The 17,458-nt window shown below is 66.9% G+C and carries 19 protein-coding genes; 15 read left to right on the top strand and 4 right to left on the bottom strand.

The features are described from left to right. Window positions 1-3 precede the first annotated feature (3 nt). The 3 genes from NBG84_RS38035 to NBG84_RS38025 form a co-directional block, all read right to left on the bottom strand. Complete coding sequence (locus tag NBG84_RS38035) at window positions 4-738, bottom strand: Mut7-C ubiquitin/RNAse domain-containing protein (RefSeq protein ID WP_250924290.1); 735 nt, start codon at window positions 736-738, stop codon at window positions 4-6. A 242-nt stretch (window positions 739-980) separates the two neighbouring features. Then, a complete protein-coding gene (locus NBG84_RS38030; protein WP_250924289.1) occupies window positions 981-1,517 on the bottom strand; it encodes a GNAT family N-acetyltransferase in 537 nt (178 codons plus the stop codon). Window positions 1,518-1,779: 262 nt separating this feature from the next. Beyond that, window positions 1,780-2,337, bottom strand: a complete 558-nt coding sequence (locus tag NBG84_RS38025; protein ID WP_250924322.1) for a hypothetical protein — start codon at window positions 2,335-2,337, stop codon at window positions 1,780-1,782. A gap of 272 nt (window positions 2,338-2,609) precedes the next feature. On the opposite strand from NBG84_RS38025, the gene hemL reads away from it, so the two are divergent. The 7 genes from hemL to ccsB all read left to right on the top strand — a co-directional run bounded on the left by hemL (window position 2,610) and on the right by ccsB (window position 10,408). Continuing rightward, window positions 2,610-3,917 carry a glutamate-1-semialdehyde 2,1-aminomutase gene (gene hemL, locus NBG84_RS38020; protein WP_250924288.1) on the top strand — a complete coding sequence of 436 codons (1,308 nt, stop codon included), beginning with the start codon at window positions 2,610-2,612 and terminating at the stop codon, window positions 3,915-3,917. Window positions 3,918-4,060: 143 nt separating this feature from the next. Next, window positions 4,061-4,708: a histidine phosphatase family protein gene (locus NBG84_RS38015; RefSeq protein ID WP_250924321.1), complete on the top strand. Its 648-nt coding sequence runs from the start codon at window positions 4,061-4,063 to the stop codon at window positions 4,706-4,708. Between the two features lie 173 nt (window positions 4,709-4,881). Continuing rightward, a complete protein-coding gene (locus tag NBG84_RS38010; RefSeq protein ID WP_250924320.1) occupies window positions 4,882-6,120 on the top strand; it encodes a polysaccharide deacetylase family protein in 1,239 nt (412 codons plus the stop codon). Between the two features lie 77 nt (window positions 6,121-6,197). After that, on the top strand, window positions 6,198-6,800 hold the full coding sequence (locus tag NBG84_RS38005) for a TlpA family protein disulfide reductase (RefSeq protein WP_250924287.1): 603 nt from the start codon (window positions 6,198-6,200) through the stop codon (window positions 6,798-6,800). A gap of 10 nt (window positions 6,801-6,810) precedes the next feature. Then, on the top strand, window positions 6,811-7,584 hold the full coding sequence (locus NBG84_RS38000; RefSeq protein ID WP_250924319.1) for a cytochrome c biogenesis CcdA family protein: 774 nt from the start codon (window positions 6,811-6,813) through the stop codon (window positions 7,582-7,584). A 5-nt stretch (window positions 7,585-7,589) separates the two neighbouring features. Then, window positions 7,590-9,338: a cytochrome c biogenesis protein ResB gene (resB, locus tag NBG84_RS37995; RefSeq protein ID WP_250924286.1), complete on the top strand. Its 1,749-nt coding sequence runs from the start codon at window positions 7,590-7,592 to the stop codon at window positions 9,336-9,338. Then, window positions 9,335-10,408, top strand: coding sequence for a c-type cytochrome biogenesis protein CcsB (gene ccsB, locus NBG84_RS37990; RefSeq protein ID WP_250924285.1), 1,074 nt, complete (start codon window positions 9,335-9,337; stop codon window positions 10,406-10,408). Before resB ends, ccsB begins: the two co-directional genes overlap by 4 nt. Before the next feature lie 137 nt (window positions 10,409-10,545). On the opposite strand, the gene NBG84_RS37985 is transcribed toward ccsB, so the two are convergent. Beyond that, the gene (locus tag NBG84_RS37985) at window positions 10,546-10,902 is read right to left on the bottom strand and encodes a PLD nuclease N-terminal domain-containing protein (protein WP_250924284.1); all 357 of its coding nucleotides are present in this window, start codon (window positions 10,900-10,902) and stop codon (window positions 10,546-10,548) included. An 89-nt stretch (window positions 10,903-10,991) separates the two neighbouring features. Here NBG84_RS37985 and NBG84_RS37980 point away from each other — a divergent pair, with 89 nt between their 5' ends. From NBG84_RS37980 to NBG84_RS37945, 8 genes are all read left to right on the top strand, one after another. Further along, complete coding sequence (locus tag NBG84_RS37980) at window positions 10,992-12,443, top strand: menaquinone biosynthesis decarboxylase (RefSeq protein ID WP_250924283.1); 1,452 nt, start codon at window positions 10,992-10,994, stop codon at window positions 12,441-12,443. Then, a complete protein-coding gene (gene mqnP, locus NBG84_RS37975; RefSeq protein WP_250924282.1) occupies window positions 12,440-13,342 on the top strand; it encodes a menaquinone biosynthesis prenyltransferase MqnP in 903 nt (300 codons plus the stop codon). The genes NBG84_RS37980 and mqnP overlap by 4 nt, the downstream gene beginning before the upstream one ends. A 43-nt stretch (window positions 13,343-13,385) precedes the next feature. Then, entirely contained in the window at window positions 13,386-13,946 is a 561-nt protein-coding gene (locus NBG84_RS37970) for a Uma2 family endonuclease (protein ID WP_250924281.1), read from the top strand. A gap of 37 nt (window positions 13,947-13,983) precedes the next feature. Then, window positions 13,984-14,658, top strand: a complete 675-nt coding sequence (locus tag NBG84_RS37965) for a UbiX family flavin prenyltransferase (RefSeq protein ID WP_250924280.1) — start codon at window positions 13,984-13,986, stop codon at window positions 14,656-14,658. 121 nt (window positions 14,659-14,779) lie between these two features. Further along, entirely contained in the window at window positions 14,780-15,238 is a 459-nt protein-coding gene (locus NBG84_RS37960; protein ID WP_250924279.1) for an Lrp/AsnC family transcriptional regulator, read from the top strand. An 89-nt stretch (window positions 15,239-15,327) separates the two neighbouring features. Further along, window positions 15,328-16,491, top strand: a complete 1,164-nt coding sequence (gene mqnE, locus NBG84_RS37955; RefSeq protein WP_250924278.1) for an aminofutalosine synthase MqnE — start codon at window positions 15,328-15,330, stop codon at window positions 16,489-16,491. 36 nt (window positions 16,492-16,527) lie between these two features. Next, window positions 16,528-17,067 carry a GNAT family N-acetyltransferase gene (locus NBG84_RS37950; RefSeq protein WP_250924277.1) on the top strand — a complete coding sequence of 180 codons (540 nt, stop codon included), beginning with the start codon at window positions 16,528-16,530 and terminating at the stop codon, window positions 17,065-17,067. A 99-nt stretch (window positions 17,068-17,166) separates the two neighbouring features. After that, entirely contained in the window at window positions 17,167-17,421 is a 255-nt protein-coding gene (locus NBG84_RS37945) for a DUF4229 domain-containing protein (protein WP_250924318.1), read from the top strand. The last annotated feature ends 37 nt before the right edge of the window (window positions 17,422-17,458 follow it).

The following is a 17,458-nucleotide window of genomic DNA, read 5'->3' as shown; positions in this document are numbered from 1 at the left end:
GGTCTACGGCGAATCCCCGCCGAACTCCCGTACCGCTTCATCGACAATCGCGACCAGCCGGGCGTGGTGCGCGCCCCGCCAGTACGCCCGGCCGCAGTCGGCGCACTGGGCGAAGACGTCGTATGCCCGCTGGGTCCCCTGCCGCAACTGCTCCTGGACCGTGGCCTTGTCGGCCTCCGCCAACTGGCCGTTGCAGGCCGTGCAGCGGGTCCATGGTGCGAGGGCGGGCCTGAACCGTCCCAGTACGTCCCGCAGTTGGTCGTCGGGCCGATCGCTGTAGACATAGGCACCCGCCCAGAGTTCGCGTCGACGCAGCAGCCCGCGGTCCCGTGAGAGCAGCACCCGCCGCTCCTTGGCCGAGAGGGCCGCCAGCGCCGGGTCGCCGATGTCCTCGTTCTCATACGCGGCATCCACGCCGAGCAGCCGCAACCGCCGTGCCAGCGTGCCCAGATGGACATCGAGCAGAAAACGCAGCGGAGCGCCCGGCACCTGCTGGGGACGGCTGACGCTCAGGACCTCGACGCTCTCGCCGGTCTTCGGCACATGAGAGACGGAGGCCAGCGCGCCATCGACGAGCAGCCGGCCCGCCTCGGTGAGCGGAATGCCCAGTGACTCGATGACATGACCGAGTGTTGACGTGCCGTCAGTGACCAGGGACGTACGCCCTTGACGCCGCTCCGATGGGATGAAGAGGCGCAGCTCAGGGGCGACGCTGAGGTGGATCTCCGGTCGATTCACATCGGTCAGCATGTCATCCGGAAGGACCCGGGCACATCCCCGTTCCCGGTGTGGTCGGGGTCAGGGACCGTGGGGGGCGGTTGGTCGATGCGGGCGGGTCGACCGCAGCCGTGATGGTTCGTTGGAGGACTTCTGCCATGGCGGTCGGTGGGATGACCTCAGCCGGATGTCCGGACCTCAGCGCGGGTGATCGGTGGGATGACCTCAGCCGGATCTCAGCCGTGGTACGCGGTGGGATGAACTCAGCCGGAGTGGTCCGTTGGATGGAGATCCAGCCGCCAGTCGTTCACCTGGAGTGGATTGCCCGGTGGGTACTCCACCTCGCACTCGCCCATCGCCGTGAATCCCGCTCTTCTGCACACCCCGTTCGACGCGGCGTTCGCCACGCTGGGGAAGGCATGGAGATAGCGGTGCCGTCGTACGGCGCGGGCCGCGTCCGCCACGGCCAGCGTCGCCGCTGTGGCCACGCCACGGCCCTGGAACCCCGGTAGGACCGTCCAACCCGCCTCATACACCGGCTCGCCCCGCCAGAGCTGCTCCCAGAAGCCCACGTTGCCCAGGGTTTCCCCCGAGCCCGTCGCCACGATCCGGTACATCCGGCCCTTGCCGCTGGTGTCCGTACTCAGGTCCAGATAGCGGCGATGTCGCGCCACCAGCTGCTCCTCCGACTCGGGGCCGCCCAGGTGCGCCATGAGCTCCGGCGCGTTCGCCGCCCGGAGCAGGTCGAGATCGCCGGTCGACCAGGCCTCGATGTGTACTGCCGAACCCTTGTTGTCCATGACCTCACGGTAGAAGGCGGGTCTGACAGTCAGGATGCGGTGCACGGGGGGATCGTCACCGGTGGGCCGACGACTTGGCCGAGCGGCGGATTGCCTGGCGATGGATCGCGGGGCAACCTCTGGGCGTTGCCCTGCTCTTGACCGGCAGCGGTCGCGGGTTCTGTCAACCGGTGGGCAGGAGACCTCAAGAGGGGCCGGTCCCCGCGGGCACCCGACGCGGGTCACGATCACCGCACCGGGCCGAGCCGTCGAACGCTCGCTGCTAGGGCCACACCAGGCAGTACGGCTGGTGTCCGGCTTCATGGAGCCGATGGCTGAAATCCTGCCATTCATGGAGCAGTCGGTACACATTGAACGCGTCCCGCGGACCGCCCCGGTCCGGGACCGTCGACCAGATGAAGGCGGCCGCGCCCACCGATTCCTCGCCCAGGTCACGCAGCGGGTCCACCACGGTCATCGGGAGCTTCACCACGGCGTAGTCCGGGTGCAGCACCACAAGCTCCAGCGGCGGAACCTTGTTCAGCGGCATGCCTTGGATGCCCATCAGGACCATGGCCGCTATGGTCTCCGGCTTGATCTTGGTGAACAGCCCGCCCATGCCGAGCTCATCGCCGCCGAGCTCCTCGGGGCGCATCGATATCGGCACCCGGGCAGCCGTAGCCCCGTCGGGCGCGCCGAAGTACTTGTACGTCACCCCCACTCGGCCGCTCCTGCCTGCCGCGGCATCCGCGCCCGCGTCGCCCCGCCGGTGCTTGCCCCGACGGGCAGGGTCAGGGCCGAGGTCGTCAGTCCCCTCGCCCAGTCCGCCACCGCGATACATATCTCCACCCGACCACTCGCAGCCCCCGCCGCGCAACCCGATCATCGTGACAGTGACCTCCCCCACGGGCGTCAGGTGAAACACCTGTCCGTGAGGAACACCGTGGCCTCTGACACCATGGATTCCGTGAGCCTTCCCTGTGTCGTCCCAGTTTCGCAGATACCGGGATGGTGACGCCCTTTCGTAATACGAGGAGAACGCGCTCCCCGCTCACCCGTGGCCGAGATCATCCGCCTCGGTCACCGCCCCCGAATCGTTAGATCAGGACCAAAGTGGCGTATTCATACGAAGCTCCAGTTTCCCAGGCGCTCTTCGACCGTGCGTCCCAGGTGACGCCCGGCGGCGTCAACTCTCCCGTGCGGGCCTTCCGGGCCGTGGGCGGTACGCCACGGTTCATGGTGTCCGGCTCCGGCCCCTATCTCACCGACGCGGATGGGCGGGAGTACGTCGATCTCGTCTGCTCGTGGGGACCGATGATCCTCGGCCACGCCCATCCGGCCGTCATCGAGGCCGTGCAGTCGGCCGTGGTCCGCGGAACCTCCTTCGGCACCCCCGGTGAGGGCGAGGTCACGCTCGCCGAGGAGATCGTCGCCCGGGTCGGGCCCGTCGAGCAGGTGCGGCTGGTCTCCAGCGGTACGGAGGCGACGATGTCCGCGATCCGCCTCGCCCGTGGTTTCACCGGCCGGGCGAAGGTCGTGAAGTTCGCCGGCTGCTACCACGGCCATGTCGATGCGCTGCTGGCCGCTGCCGGTTCCGGGGTGGCGACCTTCGGCCTGCCCGACACGCCCGGTGTCACCGGCGCCCAGGCGGGCGAGACCGTCGTTCTGCCGTACAACGACCTCGACGCCGTCCGGGCCGCCTTCGCCGCGCACCCCGGAGACATCGCCTGTGTGATCACCGAGGCCTCCCCGGGCAACATGGGAGTGGTCCCGCCGCTTCCCGGCTTCAACCAGGGTCTGAAGGATCTCTGCCAGGAGAACGGCGCGCTCTACATCTCCGATGAGGTGATGACCGGCTTCCGCACCAGTAGGGCGGGCTGGTACGGCGTGGATGGTGTCGAGCCCGATCTGATGACCTTCGGCAAGGTCATGGGCGGCGGCTTCCCCGCCGCCGCGTTCGGCGGGCGCGCGGACGTGATGGCGCACCTGGCCCCGGCCGGCCCCGTCTACCAGGCGGGCACCCTCTCCGGGAACCCCATCGCGACCGCCGCGGGCCTGGCCCAGCTGCGACTGCTCGACCAGGCCGCGTACGACACGGTGGACTCGGTATCCGAAGAGATCCAGCGGCTGGTCGCCAACGCGCTCTCCAAGGAGGGCGTGGCGCATCGACTCCAGACGGCGAGCAACATGTTCTCGGTCTTCTTCACCTCGGACGAGGTGCGCACCTACGAGGACGCGAAGCGGCAGGAGGCGTTCCGCTTCAATGCCTTCTTCCACTCGATGCTGGCCGACGGCGTCTATCTACCGCCGTCCGCCTTTGAGTCCTGGTTTGTCTCCACGGCCCATGACGAGCGGGCGATCGAGCGGATCGCCGCTGCCCTGCCCGCGGCAGCCCGGGCCGCCGCGGAGGCCGTGGCATGACCGGCGCTGACCACACGAGCGGTACCGACGGCACGAGCGGTACCGACAAGCCGGGCGGCCTGGGCAGCGCGGGCGATGCGAGCGGCCCGAGCCGCAGCGGCAAGCGCGGCCCGAGCGGCAAGACGATCACCGTGGTCCATCTGATGCGCCATGGTGAGGTGCACAACCCCGACGGCGTCCTCTACGGCCGCCGTGCGGGCTATCACCTCTCCTCGCTCGGCCGGCAGATGGCCGATCGGGTCGCCGACGCCCTCGCCGACCGCGATGTCACCTATGTCGTCGCCTCCCCGCTGGAACGCGCTCAGGAGACCGCTGCTCCCGTGGCCAAGAGCCATGGGCTCGACCTGGGCAGCGATGACCGACTCATCGAGGCCGGCAACGTCTTCGAGGGCAAGACCTTCGGGGTGGGGGACGGTGCGCTTCGCAGACCCGCGAACTGGCGGCACCTGACCAATCCCTTCCGTCCGTCCTGGGGAGAGCCGTATATCGAGCAGGTCGTACGGATGATGGGCGCTCTCGGCGAAGCGCGCGACGCGGCCCGCGGACATGAGGCGGTCCTCGTCAGCCATCAGCTGCCGATTTGGATTGTCCGGAGCTTTGTGGAACGGCGGCGGCTGTGGCACGACCCGCGCCGTCGTCAGTGCACGCTGGCATCCCTGACCACGTTCACCTATGAGGACGACCGCATTATCTCGGTCGGCTACTCGGAACCCGCGCGTGATCTCGTACCGCCGCATCTGCTCGCCGGCGCTAAACCAGTGAAAGGAAAGTCGAAAGCGTTTGGTGCATAGCTCTCCGTTAGTCCCGGGGGCCGTCGTCCGCTTTCTGACGCCCCTTCATAAATAGAGGAGCCGGTTCCTGGAACCGGCTCCTTCGTTATGTCCTCTCCACCAGTGGCCGGTTTCGGCCGGTGACCATTTCATCGGGGGGCTCTCCCTCGGGAGAGTGTGTGGACGGGATCGCTATGTGGGACATCAGTAGAAGGAGTTTGCTCGGGGCCGGTTTTGGCGCCGCCGCGGTGCTGGGAACAGCGGGCTGTGGTGCTCTTGGCCTCGGTGGGGGCGGTGGGGGAAAAGGCAGCGGTGGGAAGGTCGGGAACGGTGACCATTCATCGAAGGACCAGGGCCGACTGATGGGCGACGGCTCCACATCCGACACCGGAAAGCAGCCGAATCAGCCGCCCGCTCCCGTACCGCTGGAACCAGGGCAAGCCCCGCCGCAATTTGTGATCTTCTCCTGGGACGGTGCCGGGGAGGTCGGTAATGGACTCTTCCCGCGCTTTCTTGACCTTGCCAAGGAGTACGACGCGGGAATGACGTTCTTCCTCTCGGGGATCTATCTGCTCCCCGAGGCCAAGAAGTCGCTCTACCGTCCGCCGAACAACGCCGTCGGGGCCTCTGACATCGGCTATCTCGCCGACGACAACATCAAGAAGACCCTGAAGTACATACGTCAGGCCTGGCTCGACGGCCATGAGATAGGCACCCACTTCAACGGGCACTTCTGCGGTGGCTCAGGGTCGGTCGGCAACTGGACCCCGGCCGACTGGGAGAACGAAATAGCGCAGGCTGTTTCCTTCGTCACCAAGTGGCGTACCCACAGCGGCTGGGACGATCTCGACCCGCTGCCGTTCGACTACGGCAAGGAACTCGTCGGCGCCCGCACCCCCTGTCTACTCGGCCAGGAGAAGCTCTTCCCGACGGCCAGGAAGCTCGGTTGGCGCTATGACGCCAGTTCACCGGGTGGCCGTCAGGTCTGGCCGACCAAGCGAGAGGGTTTGTGGGATCTGCCACTCCAGGCGGTCCCGTTCCCCGGGTACTCCTTCGAGGTGCTCTCGATGGACTACAACATCATGGCCAACCAGTCCAAGAACTCCACCAAGGGCCCGCCCGAGAACTATCCGCGCTGGAAGAAGCAGGCGACGGGCTGCTATCTGAACGGCTTCCGCCGCGCCTATGAGTCCAACCGCGCGCCGCTGTTCATCGGCAATCACTTCGAGCAGTGGAACGGTGGCATCTATATGGACGCCGTGGAAGACGCGGTCAAGGCCATGGCGGGAAGGAAGGACGTGCAGCTGGTCTCCTTCCGGCAGTTCTGCGACTGGCTCGATGTCCAGGACCCGCAGGTGCTCGCCAAGCTTCGTGACCTCGATGTGGGACAGGCCCCCGCCGGTGGCTGGAACGCTTTCCTTAAGGCCGCTTGACAAGGGTTCTTTGTGCGTCTTACGGGCAGTAAGGGGGGCGCGGAAGATCGCAAGATAGGCCATGCGAAACTTTTCACATGACCTCTAGCCGTGCCCAGCGTGCCGTCCTGCTGACCGCCCTCACAGCGGTCGGCACGCTCGTTCTGTCTGCGTGCAGTGGGGACACCGGGAAGTCCGGCGGGGGTGGGGACACCGGTTTTGTCACCGGCACCGGAGGCATCGCCACCGTCGCCAAGGCCGAGCGGAAGGCGACCAACAAGTTGGCCGGCGAGACCCTGGCCGGCGAGCAACTCGACATCGCCGACTTCAAGGGCAAGGTCGTGGTGATGAACGTCTGGGGCTCCTGGTGTCCACCTTGTCGAGCCGAGGCGAAGCACTTCGCCAAGGTCTCCAAGGAGCTGAAGCCCCAGGGCGTGGAGTTCGTCGGGCTCAACACCCGCGACCGCAGCAAGGGCCCCGCGATCGCCTTTGAGAAGGACTACGGCGTCGAGTATCCGAGCCTGTTCGACCCGATCAGCAAACTCCTCGTCAACGGCTTCCCCCAGGGCACCCTGATGCCGCAGGCCATCCCCACCACGATCGTCCTCGACCGTGATGGGAAGATCGCGGCACGAGCGATCACAGCGCTCTCGGAGAAGGACCTCCGCAAGATGATCGCCCCCGTACTCGCGGAGAAGTGACCCCGTGGAGATTGCAGCTACCGAAGCGGTGCTTGCCGCCTCGAACGTCAACCAGACGGTGTTCGGCGGCGCCCTGGTCCTCGCCCTCCCTATCGCCGTACTCGGCGGCCTGGTCTCCTTCTTCTCCCCCTGCGTACTGCCGTTGGTGCCCGGCTACCTCTCCTATGTGACCGGTGTCACCGGCGCCGACCTCGCCGAGGCCAAGCGCGGCCGGATGATCCTGGGGGCCTCGCTCTTCGTTCTCGGCTTCACGGCTGTCTTTGTCTCCGGGGGCGCCCTCTTCGGCTACTTCGGCAATGAGCTACTGGGCCAGCAGGAGATCATCTCCAAGATCCTCGGTGTGCTGATGGTGCTGATGGGCGCCTTCTTCATGGGGGCGATGCCCTGGCTGAGCCAGCGTGAGTTCCGCATCCACAAGAAGCCGGTCTCCGGTCTGATCGGTGCGCCCCTGCTGGGTGTGCTCTTCGGCGTCGGCTGGACCCCCTGCATCGGTCCGACCCTGGCCGCCGTGCAGATTCTCGCCGCCGAGCAGGCGAGCGCGGGCCGCGGGGCCATACTGACCGTTGCGTACTGCCTCGGTCTGGGGCTGCCCTTCGTGCTCGCCGCGATCGCCTTCCGCAAGGCGCTGGGGGCGTTCGGCTGGGTGAAGCGCCACTACGTCTGGGTGATGCGGCTCGGTGGCGTGATGATGATCGCGACGGGTGTGCTGCTGCTGACGGGCGTCTGGGACCTCATGGTCCAGCAGATGCAGACCTGGTCCAACGGCTTCACGGTGGGGATCTGACTCCAATGAGCAAGACTGAGACCGACGCCGCGACCGAGGGCGGCACCAGCGAGGCAGACGCGGCGCGCACGGCCGGCGAGGCCGAGCAGCGGCGCGATGAGGCGGCCGGTGCCCAGCTGAACACCGCGCCCAAGGAAGAGCTGATCACCGGGCCCACGCTCGGTGCCGTCGGCTGGGCCCGCTGGTTCTGGCGGCAGCTGACCTCCATGCGGGTCGCGTTGATCCTGCTGCTGATGCTCTCGCTCGCTTCCATCCCGGGTTCACTGGTCCCGCAGAACAACGTCGATGACCTCAAGGTCCAGACCTGGCAGCAGAACAACAAGACCCTGACCCCGATCTTCGAGAAGCTCCAGCTCTTCGACGTCTACAGCTCGGTCTGGTTCTCCGCGATCTACATCCTTCTCTTCGTCTCGCTCATCGGCTGCATCGTCCCGCGCTCCTGGCAGTTCGTCGGCCAGCTCCGCAGCCGTCCACCGGGCGCGCCCGGCCGGCTGACCCGGATGCCCGCCTATGCGACCTGGCGTACGGAGGCGGAGCCCGAGCAGGTGCGGGAGGTGGCGCTCAAGCTGCTGAAGGGGCGCCGGTTCCGTTCCCACACCGTGGGAGACGCGGTCGCGGCCGAGAAGGGCTATCTGCGCGAGGCCGGGAACCTGATCTTCCATGTGTCGTTGATCGTGATGCTGATCGCGTTCGCCTGGGGGCAGCTCTTCAAGTCCGAGGGCGGCAAGCTGATCGTCGAGGGCGATGGCTTCTCCAACACGCTCACCCAGTACGACGACTTCCGCTCCGGGTCCCTCTATGACGCGGACGAGCTGGTCCCCTTCAGCTTCGTCCTCAACAAGTTCACCGGCACCTATGAGAAGACCGGGCCGCAGCGCGGCACCCCGCGTACGTTCGAGGCGGATGTGACCTGGTCCACCCCCGGTGGCAAGGACCGCAAGTCCACGATCAAGGTGAACAAGCCGCTGGTCATCGACGGGACGAAGGTCTATCTGCTGGAGCACGGCTATGCGCCGGTCGTGACCGTCAAGGACGGCAAGGGCAAGATCGTCTTCCGGGACCCGGTCCCGTTGCTGCCCATCGACGCCAACATCACCTCCACCGGCGTGGTCAAGGTCATGGACGGCTACCGCGACAAGAACGGCAAGAAGCAGCAGCTCGGCTTTGAGACGTTCTTCGTGCCGACGTTCGGCGGTGAGGGCAAGGGCACCATGTTCTCCCAGTTCCCGGGGTTGGAGTTCCCGGTGCTCGCGGTGAACGGATACATCGGTGATCTGGGAGTGGACGCCGGTCTGCCGCAGAACATCTACCAGCTCGAATCCCGCAAGATGAAGAAGTTCAAGGACGAGAAGGGCGACACCCTCAAGGCCCGGCTCCTTGAGGGCGAGACGATGATGCTCCCCGACGGCGCCGGCTCGATCACCTTCGAACCCGGGGTCAAGGAATGGGCCAGCTTCCAGATCTCGCAGCAGCCGGGCAACGGCTGGGCGCTGACCGGAGCCATCGCGGCGATCGCGGGTCTGGCGGGTTCGCTCTTCATCCAGCGCCGTCGGGTCTGGGTGCGCGCCGTACGGGGTGCCGACGGGGTGACCGTCGTCGAGATGGCGGGACTCGGCCGCAGCGAGTCGCCGAAGTTGCCACAGGAGCTGGCCGACTTGGCTGAGACGCTCCATGCCAAGGCGCCGACCGCGCCCGAACCGGGGAGCGATCCCGTGAACGAATCCGAAGTCTCTCCCGAAGGGGCGCAGAAGTGACTCTCGCCGCCGCTACCAATGAGAACCTCGCGGAGATCAGCAATGTGCTGATCTACTCCGCGATGGCCGTCTACACGCTGGCGTTCCTCGCCCACATCACCGAATGGATCTTCGGGAGCCGGAGCAAGGTGGGCCGCACGGCCGCCGCGCTGACCACCCCGAGGACCGCGGCGGTCAAGGTCCAGGTGAAGCAGGCCGGCGGTACCGCGGTGCTGGACAAGCCCAAGGTCATCACCCGCTCGGCCCCCGGTGAGCGCAATGTTCCGGATGGCCCCGGCGCGGCCGGTGGCACCGTCAAGGGCGATCTCTACGGCAGGATCGCGGTCTCGCTGACCGCGCTGGCGTTGGTGATCCAGGCCGGTGGTGTGGTCGCCCGCGCCATGTCGGTGCGCCGGGTGCCCTGGAGCAATATGTACGAGTTCTCCATCACCTTCACCACGGTGGTGGTCGGCGCGTACCTCGTCTTCCTCCTCGCCAAGAAGAACGTCCGCTGGCTGGGCCTACCGCTCGTCGGAACCGTCCTGATCGACCTGGGCATCGCCACCACGGTGCTCTACACCGACAGCGACCAACTGGCTCCGGCGCTCGACTCGTACTGGCTGATCATCCATGTCTCCACCGCCATCTTCTGTGGCGCGGTGTTCTATCTGGGCGCGGTCGGCACCCTGCTGTACCTGTTCAAGGACTCCTACGAGAAGAAGGTCGGAGCCGACGGCAAGCCGAGCGCGTTCGCGACCTCGGTGATGGAACGGCTGCCGTCCGCCGCCACCCTGGACAAGTTCTCGTACCGCATCAACGCGGCCGTCTTCCCGCTGTGGACCTTCACGATCATCGCGGGCGCCATCTGGGCAGGCGACGCCTGGGGCCGCTACTGGGGTTGGGACCCCAAGGAGGTCTGGGCGTTCATCACCTGGGTCGCGTACGCCTGCTATCTGCACGCGCGCGCCACGGCCGGATGGAAGGGTCGCAAGGCGGCGGTGCTGGCGCTGATCGCCTTCGCCTGCTGGCTGATCAACTACTACGGCGTCAATATCTTCGTGGACGGCCTGCACTCCTACGCGGGCATCTGAGTTTTGGCACCGGAACAGAACCCGACGGCGCGGAAGCCACCCGTCACCTAACGAGAAAGCCCCCGGAATCCCGGGGGCTTTCTCGCGTTGTCCGGCCGTCGATGTGATCGAGAACCGGTGGGCTGGGGCGACGAGGGCTACGCCTCCTCGTCGTCCTTGTCCTTCTTCTCGTCCCTGAGGGACTTCTTCTCGTCCTTCGCGGACTCGTCTTTCTTCGCGGTCTCGTCCTTCTTCAAAGACTGGAGAAACTCCGGATTGTCGTCGGGAGCGACCCACTCGGTGCGACGGCCGCCGCCGTATCCAGCCGCCTTCCGCGGTCGGCCCGCGACAAACCATGCGACGGGCCCGATCAGCACCTGTCCGAAGAGCAGCACGATGATGACCCACGCCACCTTCGGCAGGTTCCTGACCTCCTTCTCCGGAGTGTGCAGGCAGTCGATGAAGGCGTAGATCCACAGCGCCAGGACCAGCAGGAAAGGCAGATACCTGAGCATGGCCGTACGGTCCCCCAGTGAGAGGCGGTGGGGCGCGGAACTGCCCCCGGTGACGCCGCCAGGGTAACTGGTACCCGATACTGGGGCGCATGGCTTATGACGATCTTCGCTCCCTGCTCAGGGCCCTGGAGCGCGAGGGAGACCTCAAGCGCATCAAGGCGGAAGTCGATCCCCACCTGGAAGTCGGGGAGATCGTTGACCGGGTGAACAAGTCCGGTGGACCCGCGCTGCTCTTCGAGAATGTGCGCGGTTCGTCGATGCCGCTGGCGATGAATGTCTTCGGGACCGATCGCCGACTGCTCAAGGCACTGGGACTGAAGTCGTACTCCGAGATCAGCGACAAGATCGGCGGACTGCTGAAGCCCGAGTTGCCGCACGGCTTCGTCGGGGTGCGCGAGGCGTTCGGCAAGCTCGGCTCGATGGTGCACGTACCGCCGAAGAAGGTGAAGGACGCGCCCGTACAGGAAGTCGTCCTGCGCGGCGACCAGGTCGACCTCGACCAGTTGCCAGCGCTCTTCACCTGGCCCAAGGACGGTGGCTCGTTCTTCAATCTGGGTCTCACCCACACCAAGGACCCGGAGTCCGGGGTGCGCAACCTCGGCCTCTACCGGCTCCAGCGGCATGACCGCAACACTATCGGGATGCACTGGCAGATCCACAAGGACAGCCGGAACCACTACCAGGTGGCGGCCCGCCGCGGTGAGCGGCTCCCGGTCGCGATCGCCTTCGGCGCCCCGCCCGCGGTGACCTACGCCTCCACCGCGCCGCTGCCCGGCGATATCGACGAGTACCTGTTCGCCGGCTTCATCCAGGGCAAGCGGATCGAGATGGTCGACTGCAAGACGGTCCCGCTCCAGGTCCCGGCCCAGGCCGAGGTCGTCCTGGAGGGCTGGTTGGAGCCGGGGGAGATGCTTCCGGAGGGCCCCTTCGGTGACCACACCGGCTTCTACACCCCCCAGGAGCCGTTCCCGGCCCTGAAGATCGACTGCATCACCATGCGGCAGCGCCCGCTGCTCCAGTCGATCGTGGTGGGTCGCCCCCCGACCGAGGACGGTCCGCTGGGCCGCGCGACGGAACGCTTCTTCCTTCCGCTGCTCAAGATCATCGTGCCGGACATCGTGGACTACCACCTCCCCGAGTCGGGCGGCTTCCACAACTGCGCGATCGTCTCCATCGACAAGAAGTACCCCAAGCACGCGCAGAAGGTCATGAGCGCGATCTGGGGTGCGCACATGATGTCGCTGACCAAGCTGATCGTGGTGGTGGACTCCGACTGCGATGTCCACGATCTCCACGAGGTCTCCTGGCGCGCGCTCGGCAACACCGACTACGCCCGTGACCTCACCGTCGCCGAAGGCCCGGTGGACCATCTGGACCATGCCTCCTACCAGCAGTTCTGGGGTGGCAAGGCGGGTATCGACGCGACCAGGAAGTGGCCCGAAGAGGGATACACCCGCGACGGTGGCTGGCCGGACATGGTCGAGTCCGACCCGGACACGGCGGCCCTGGTGGATCGCCGCTGGCAGGAGTACGGACTGTGACCGCCTCCGCGGCCGCCATCCCCGGCCCAAGCCGTACCAAGGGCTTTCTGCGGGTGGTGATGATCGAGCACTCGGTCTTCGCCCTGCCGTTCGCGTATATCGCCGCGCTCACCGCGATGTTCTTCCACGACGGCAGCGTCGACTGGCTGACCCTGCTGCTCGTCACCATCGCCATGGTGGGACTGCGGACCTTCGCCATGGCCTGCAACCGGATCATCGACCGCGAGATCGACGCCCGCAACCCGCGTACCGCGGGCCGTGAGCTGGTCACCGGCGCGGTGAGCGTGCGGTCCGCGTGGACCGGCGCGGGGATCGCCCTGGCGGTGTTCCTCGGCGCGGCGGCGGCGCTCAATCCGCTCTGCCTGGCGCTGGCGCCGATCGCGGTGATCCCGATGGTGGTCTATCCCTACGGCAAGCGGTTCACCAACTTCCCGCACGCGATCCTGGGCCTGGCGCAGGCCATGGGGCCCATCGGCGCCTGGCTCGCGGTCACCGGGGAGTGGTCGTGGGACGCGGTGATCCTGGGGCTCGCGGTCGGCATCTGGATCGGCGGCTTCGATCTGATCTTCGGCACCCAGGACGTGGAGTCGGACCGGGAGCAGGGCGTGATGTCCGTCCCCGCCCGCTTCGGTGTCCCGGCCGCCCTGCACGGGGCGCGGGCCGCGCATGTGATCACCACGGCCCTGCTGGTCTGGTACGCGCTGGCGACGGACGCCGGGGCGTTCTTCTGGGCCGGTCTGGTGATCGTGGCGGTGGCCTTCGGCTATGAGCACTCGATCGTGCGCCCGCATGATCTGTCCCGGCTGAACCGGGCGTTCTTCACCGTCAACGGATTCATCGGGATTGCCCTGTTTGTGTGTGCGCTGCTGGATCTGGTGGTGCGTGGGCTGACGGTGTGAATACCGTCGGGCTTACCATCGAGAGCAGGACTGGGAGGCCGATATGACTGTTTCGGAGACCGATCGCCTGCACTCACAGCTCAGCCGGTTCGAGGACCTGTTCCCCGGCTTTCGCACGGAGATTGTCGAGGGCAACATCGTGATGAGTCCCGTACGGGCCTTCCACGCCAAGACGATTCGGCTTGTCTGGAATCTTCTGGAGCCACAGCTCGCACCCGACTGGGAGTGCGTCAGCGATGTGAGCTTTCCGTTCAGTGATGAGTTCGAGTTCTGCCCCGATCTCGCGGTCATCCCCGCGCGGGAGGAAGCGCGGAACCTGAGCGTCTACTCGCCCGATCTCATCGAACTGGCCATGGAAGTCGTCTCACCCGGCAGCGTCCGCAATGACTACGAGATCAAGGACCGGCAGTACGCGGCCCGGGGCATCGCCCACTATCTGATCTTCGATCCCCGCAAGGGGCAGGTGGTGACGCTGTGGAATCCGGGCCCTGACGGATACCGCGGGCGGGACACCCTCTCCTACGGCGGCAAGGTGTCCATCGACACCGCGATCGGGCGGCTCACCCTCGACACCTCCGCCCTCCCCGTGGACCCCCACGCCTGAGGCACGCCGCTCTCATTCCGCCGGATAGGCTCCCTGCGTGGAGCCAGCGCAGAACGAACCTCGCCGCCCCTGGATCGTCGGAGTCTCCGGCGCGTCCGGGACGCCCTATGCGGCCGCCGTGCTGCGGGGGCTGATCGATGCTGGTGAGAGCGTCGATCTGGTGGTCTCGCGGGCCTCCCGGCTCACCCTGCTCGACGAGACCGGGATCTCCTTCCGGGACGCCCACTGGCGCGATGACCTCCAGGAGTGGCTGGCCAGGGGCGCGGATGGAAAGCCGGACACCTTCCGGGTGGACATCGACGACGTACGCCACTGGGCCGCGGGAGACCTTGCCGCCGGCCCGTCGTCGGGGTCGTACCCGGCCAAGGGAATGCTGATCGTGCCCGCGTCCACGGCGGCCGTCGCCGGGGTCGCCCTCGGTCTCTCCAAGGATCTGCTCCAGCGCGCCGCGAGCGTCATGCTCAAGGAACGGCGTCCCCTGATCGTCACCGTGCGGGAGACCCCCCTCCACGGGCAGACGCTGCGGCATCTGGTGAGCCTGGACGACGCCGGGGCCGTGGTGCTGCCCGCCTCGCCCGCCTTCTACGCGGGGGCGACCCACATCCAGGACCTGGTGGACTTCGTCGCCGGGCGGGTGCTGGACGCGGCAGGGGTGGAGCACCGGCTGTACCGCCGCTGGAAGGGCGAACTGGGTGGCGCTCGTACCGACTGACTCCCCCTCTTGAAAGATCATTGCTGGATTCTCGGGAAGTCCGCAGGGCCCTTGCGCCCTGCGCCCCCGAAGGCCAAGTCAGCCCCTGAAAATTCCAAGACGATAGGGAAGGTCCAGATACATGGACGCTGTGGACAGGCAGCTCATCCAGGCCCTCCGGGAGAACGGCAGGGCCTCCTACGCCGAGCTGGGACGGCTGGTGGGTCTCTCGGGGCCCAGCGTCACCGACCGGATCAACCGTCTTGAGGCGGCCGGTGTCATCACCGGCTATCGCGCCACCGTCGACGCGGCCTCGCTCGGCCTCGGGGTCACCGCCCTGATCGGGATCTCGCTCTCGGACGCGGCCGACCATGAGGACGTGGCACGCAGGCTGAAGGACCTCGCGGAGATCGAGGACTGCTGGTTCATCGCCGGCGACGACTCCTACATGCTCAAGGTGCGGGTCGGCGATGTGGACGGTCTGGAGAAGACCATCCGCAGACTCAGCGGCACCCGCGGTGTCTCCCGTACCCGTACCACGATCGTGCTCTCCACCAAGTGGGAGAACCGTGTTGGTGATCTCCCCGAGCAGGGCATCTGACCAGCGGTACAGGGGGTATCCCCGGGCGGCCGCGTACGGGGGAGTACGGTGGGGGAGCCCGATTTGGCAGACCTATGGGAGGCGGGCACATGGACGCTGGGCTCAAGCGCGAGCTGGAGGAGAAGGTCAGGGCCGGTGAGCGGCTGACCCGCGAAGACGGCATCGCCCTCTATGACTCGGACGACCTGGCCTGGCTCGGTGGCCTCGCCCACGAGGTGCGCACCCGTAAGAACGGCGACGTCGTCCACTTCAACGTCAATCGCCATCTCAACATGACCAATGTGTGCACCGCGTCGTGCGCCTACTGCTCGTTCCAGCGCAAGCCGGGCGAGAAGGACGCGTACACCATGCGCATCGAGGAGGCCGTTCGCCTCGCCAAGGCGATGGAGGGCGAGAACCTCACCGAGTTGCACATCGTCAACGGCCTCCACCCCAATCTGCCGTGGCGCTACTACCCGCGCTCGCTCAGCGCGCTCAAGGAAGCCCTGCCGAACGTCTCGTTGAAGGCGTTCACGGCCACCGAGATCCACCACTTCGAGACCATCTCGGGCATGTCAGCCTCCGACATCCTCGATGAGCTGATGGAAGCCGGTCTGGAGTCGCTGACCGGCGGCGGTGCGGAGATCTTCGACTGGGAGATCCGCCAGCACATCGTGGACCACAAGACCCACTGGGAAGACTGGTCGCGCATTCACCGCCTTGCGCACAGCAAGGGCCTCAAGACCCCGTCCACCATGCTGTACGGGCATATCGAGGAACCGCGCCACCGCGTCGACCATGTACTGCGGCTGCGTGAACTCCAGGACGAGACCGGCGGCTTCCAGGTCTTCATCCCGCTGCGCTACCAGCATGACTTCGTCGACATGAAGGACGGCAAGGTGCGCAACCGCCTCCAGGCGCGCACCACCATGGCGACGGGCGCCGAGGCGCTGAAGACCTTCGCGGTCTCCCGACTGCTCTTCGACAACGTTCCGCATGTGAAGGTCTTCTGGGTGATGCACGGTGTGCAGACCGCCCAGCTCGCGCTTCAGCACGGCGCGGACGACATGGACGGCTCGGTCGTCGAGTACAAGATCACCCATGACGCCGACAACTACGGCACACCGAACAAGCTGACCCGTGACGATCTGCTGGACCTCATTCGGGACGCTGGATTCCGCCCGGTCGAGCGGAACACCCGCTACGAGATCATCCGCGAGTACCCGGGTCCGGACGCCGATCGACGGGAGTCGCCGCAGCCCATGCGCGTCTGACGCCCGAGCGTGGCGCAGCGGTTGACGAGCGATGCGATGACGATGGACCAGCCCGGCTTGAGGTACACCCTGGACCCGGTCGTCGATCCAGCGCTGCGGGACGGTGTCCTGCGGCTCTGGGCCGATGTGACCAATGCGGGCGGTGCGGTGGGCTTCGTTCCGCCGATCACCCCCGACGCGATCCGGCCGGAGTTGCTGAAGGCCCTGGTGTCGGTGGCGGAAGGGCAGACCCGGCTTCTGGTCGGGTGGGATGAGAAGGGCGAGATCGCGGCCACCGCCTTTCTCACCCGCAACACCCATCGGCTGATGACCCATTGGTTGTGGCTGTACACGGTCATGGTCCACCCTCGACTGCAGGGCGCCGGCCATGGCCGTGAGCTGATGGCGGCAGCGGCCGACGCGGCCCGGGGCCTGACCGGGATAGAGGCCATCCGGCTGGGCTGCCGGGGCGGCACGGGCGTCGAGCGGTTCTACGCGTCCTGTGGATACCGGGAGGTCGGGCGGGTGCCGGGAGCGATCCGGGTGGCGGACGGCGACGACCGGGACGACATCACCATGCTCCTGCCGCTGTACTGATCGAAAACCGAGCATGCTTCACTGGTTTGGCAGGATCTGTCGTACGAGGAGAGAAGGCCAGCCGTGTCCAAGTCGAGCGCCGCGATCAAGTACACCGGTATGCGCTTCGCCGTCTTCGTCGGCTGCCTGGTGGTGGTCGCCGCCCTGGTCCATTTCGGGGTGCTGCCCAAGGGGCTCGGCGAATCCAACTCCGTCTGGATCGTCCTGCTCGCCCTGCTGATCTCGGCGCCGCTGAGCTTTGTGCTGCTGCGTAAGCAGCGGGATGAGATGTCCGCCCAGATCTCCGGCAAGGTCGACGAGACCAAGGCGCGGCTGGACGCCAACCGTCGGCAGGAAGACGGCGTGGCCCTCTAGGCGCCACCCGGCCACGCCCGTCAGGGCGCGTGGTCGC

Origin of the sequence: Streptomyces albipurpureus (genome assembly GCF_023701525.1) — a bacterium.
In the GTDB taxonomy this organism is placed as follows: domain Bacteria; phylum Actinomycetota; class Actinomycetes; order Streptomycetales; family Streptomycetaceae; genus Streptomyces; species Streptomyces albipurpureus.
This window is presented reverse-complemented; position numbering and strand designations above follow the sequence as displayed.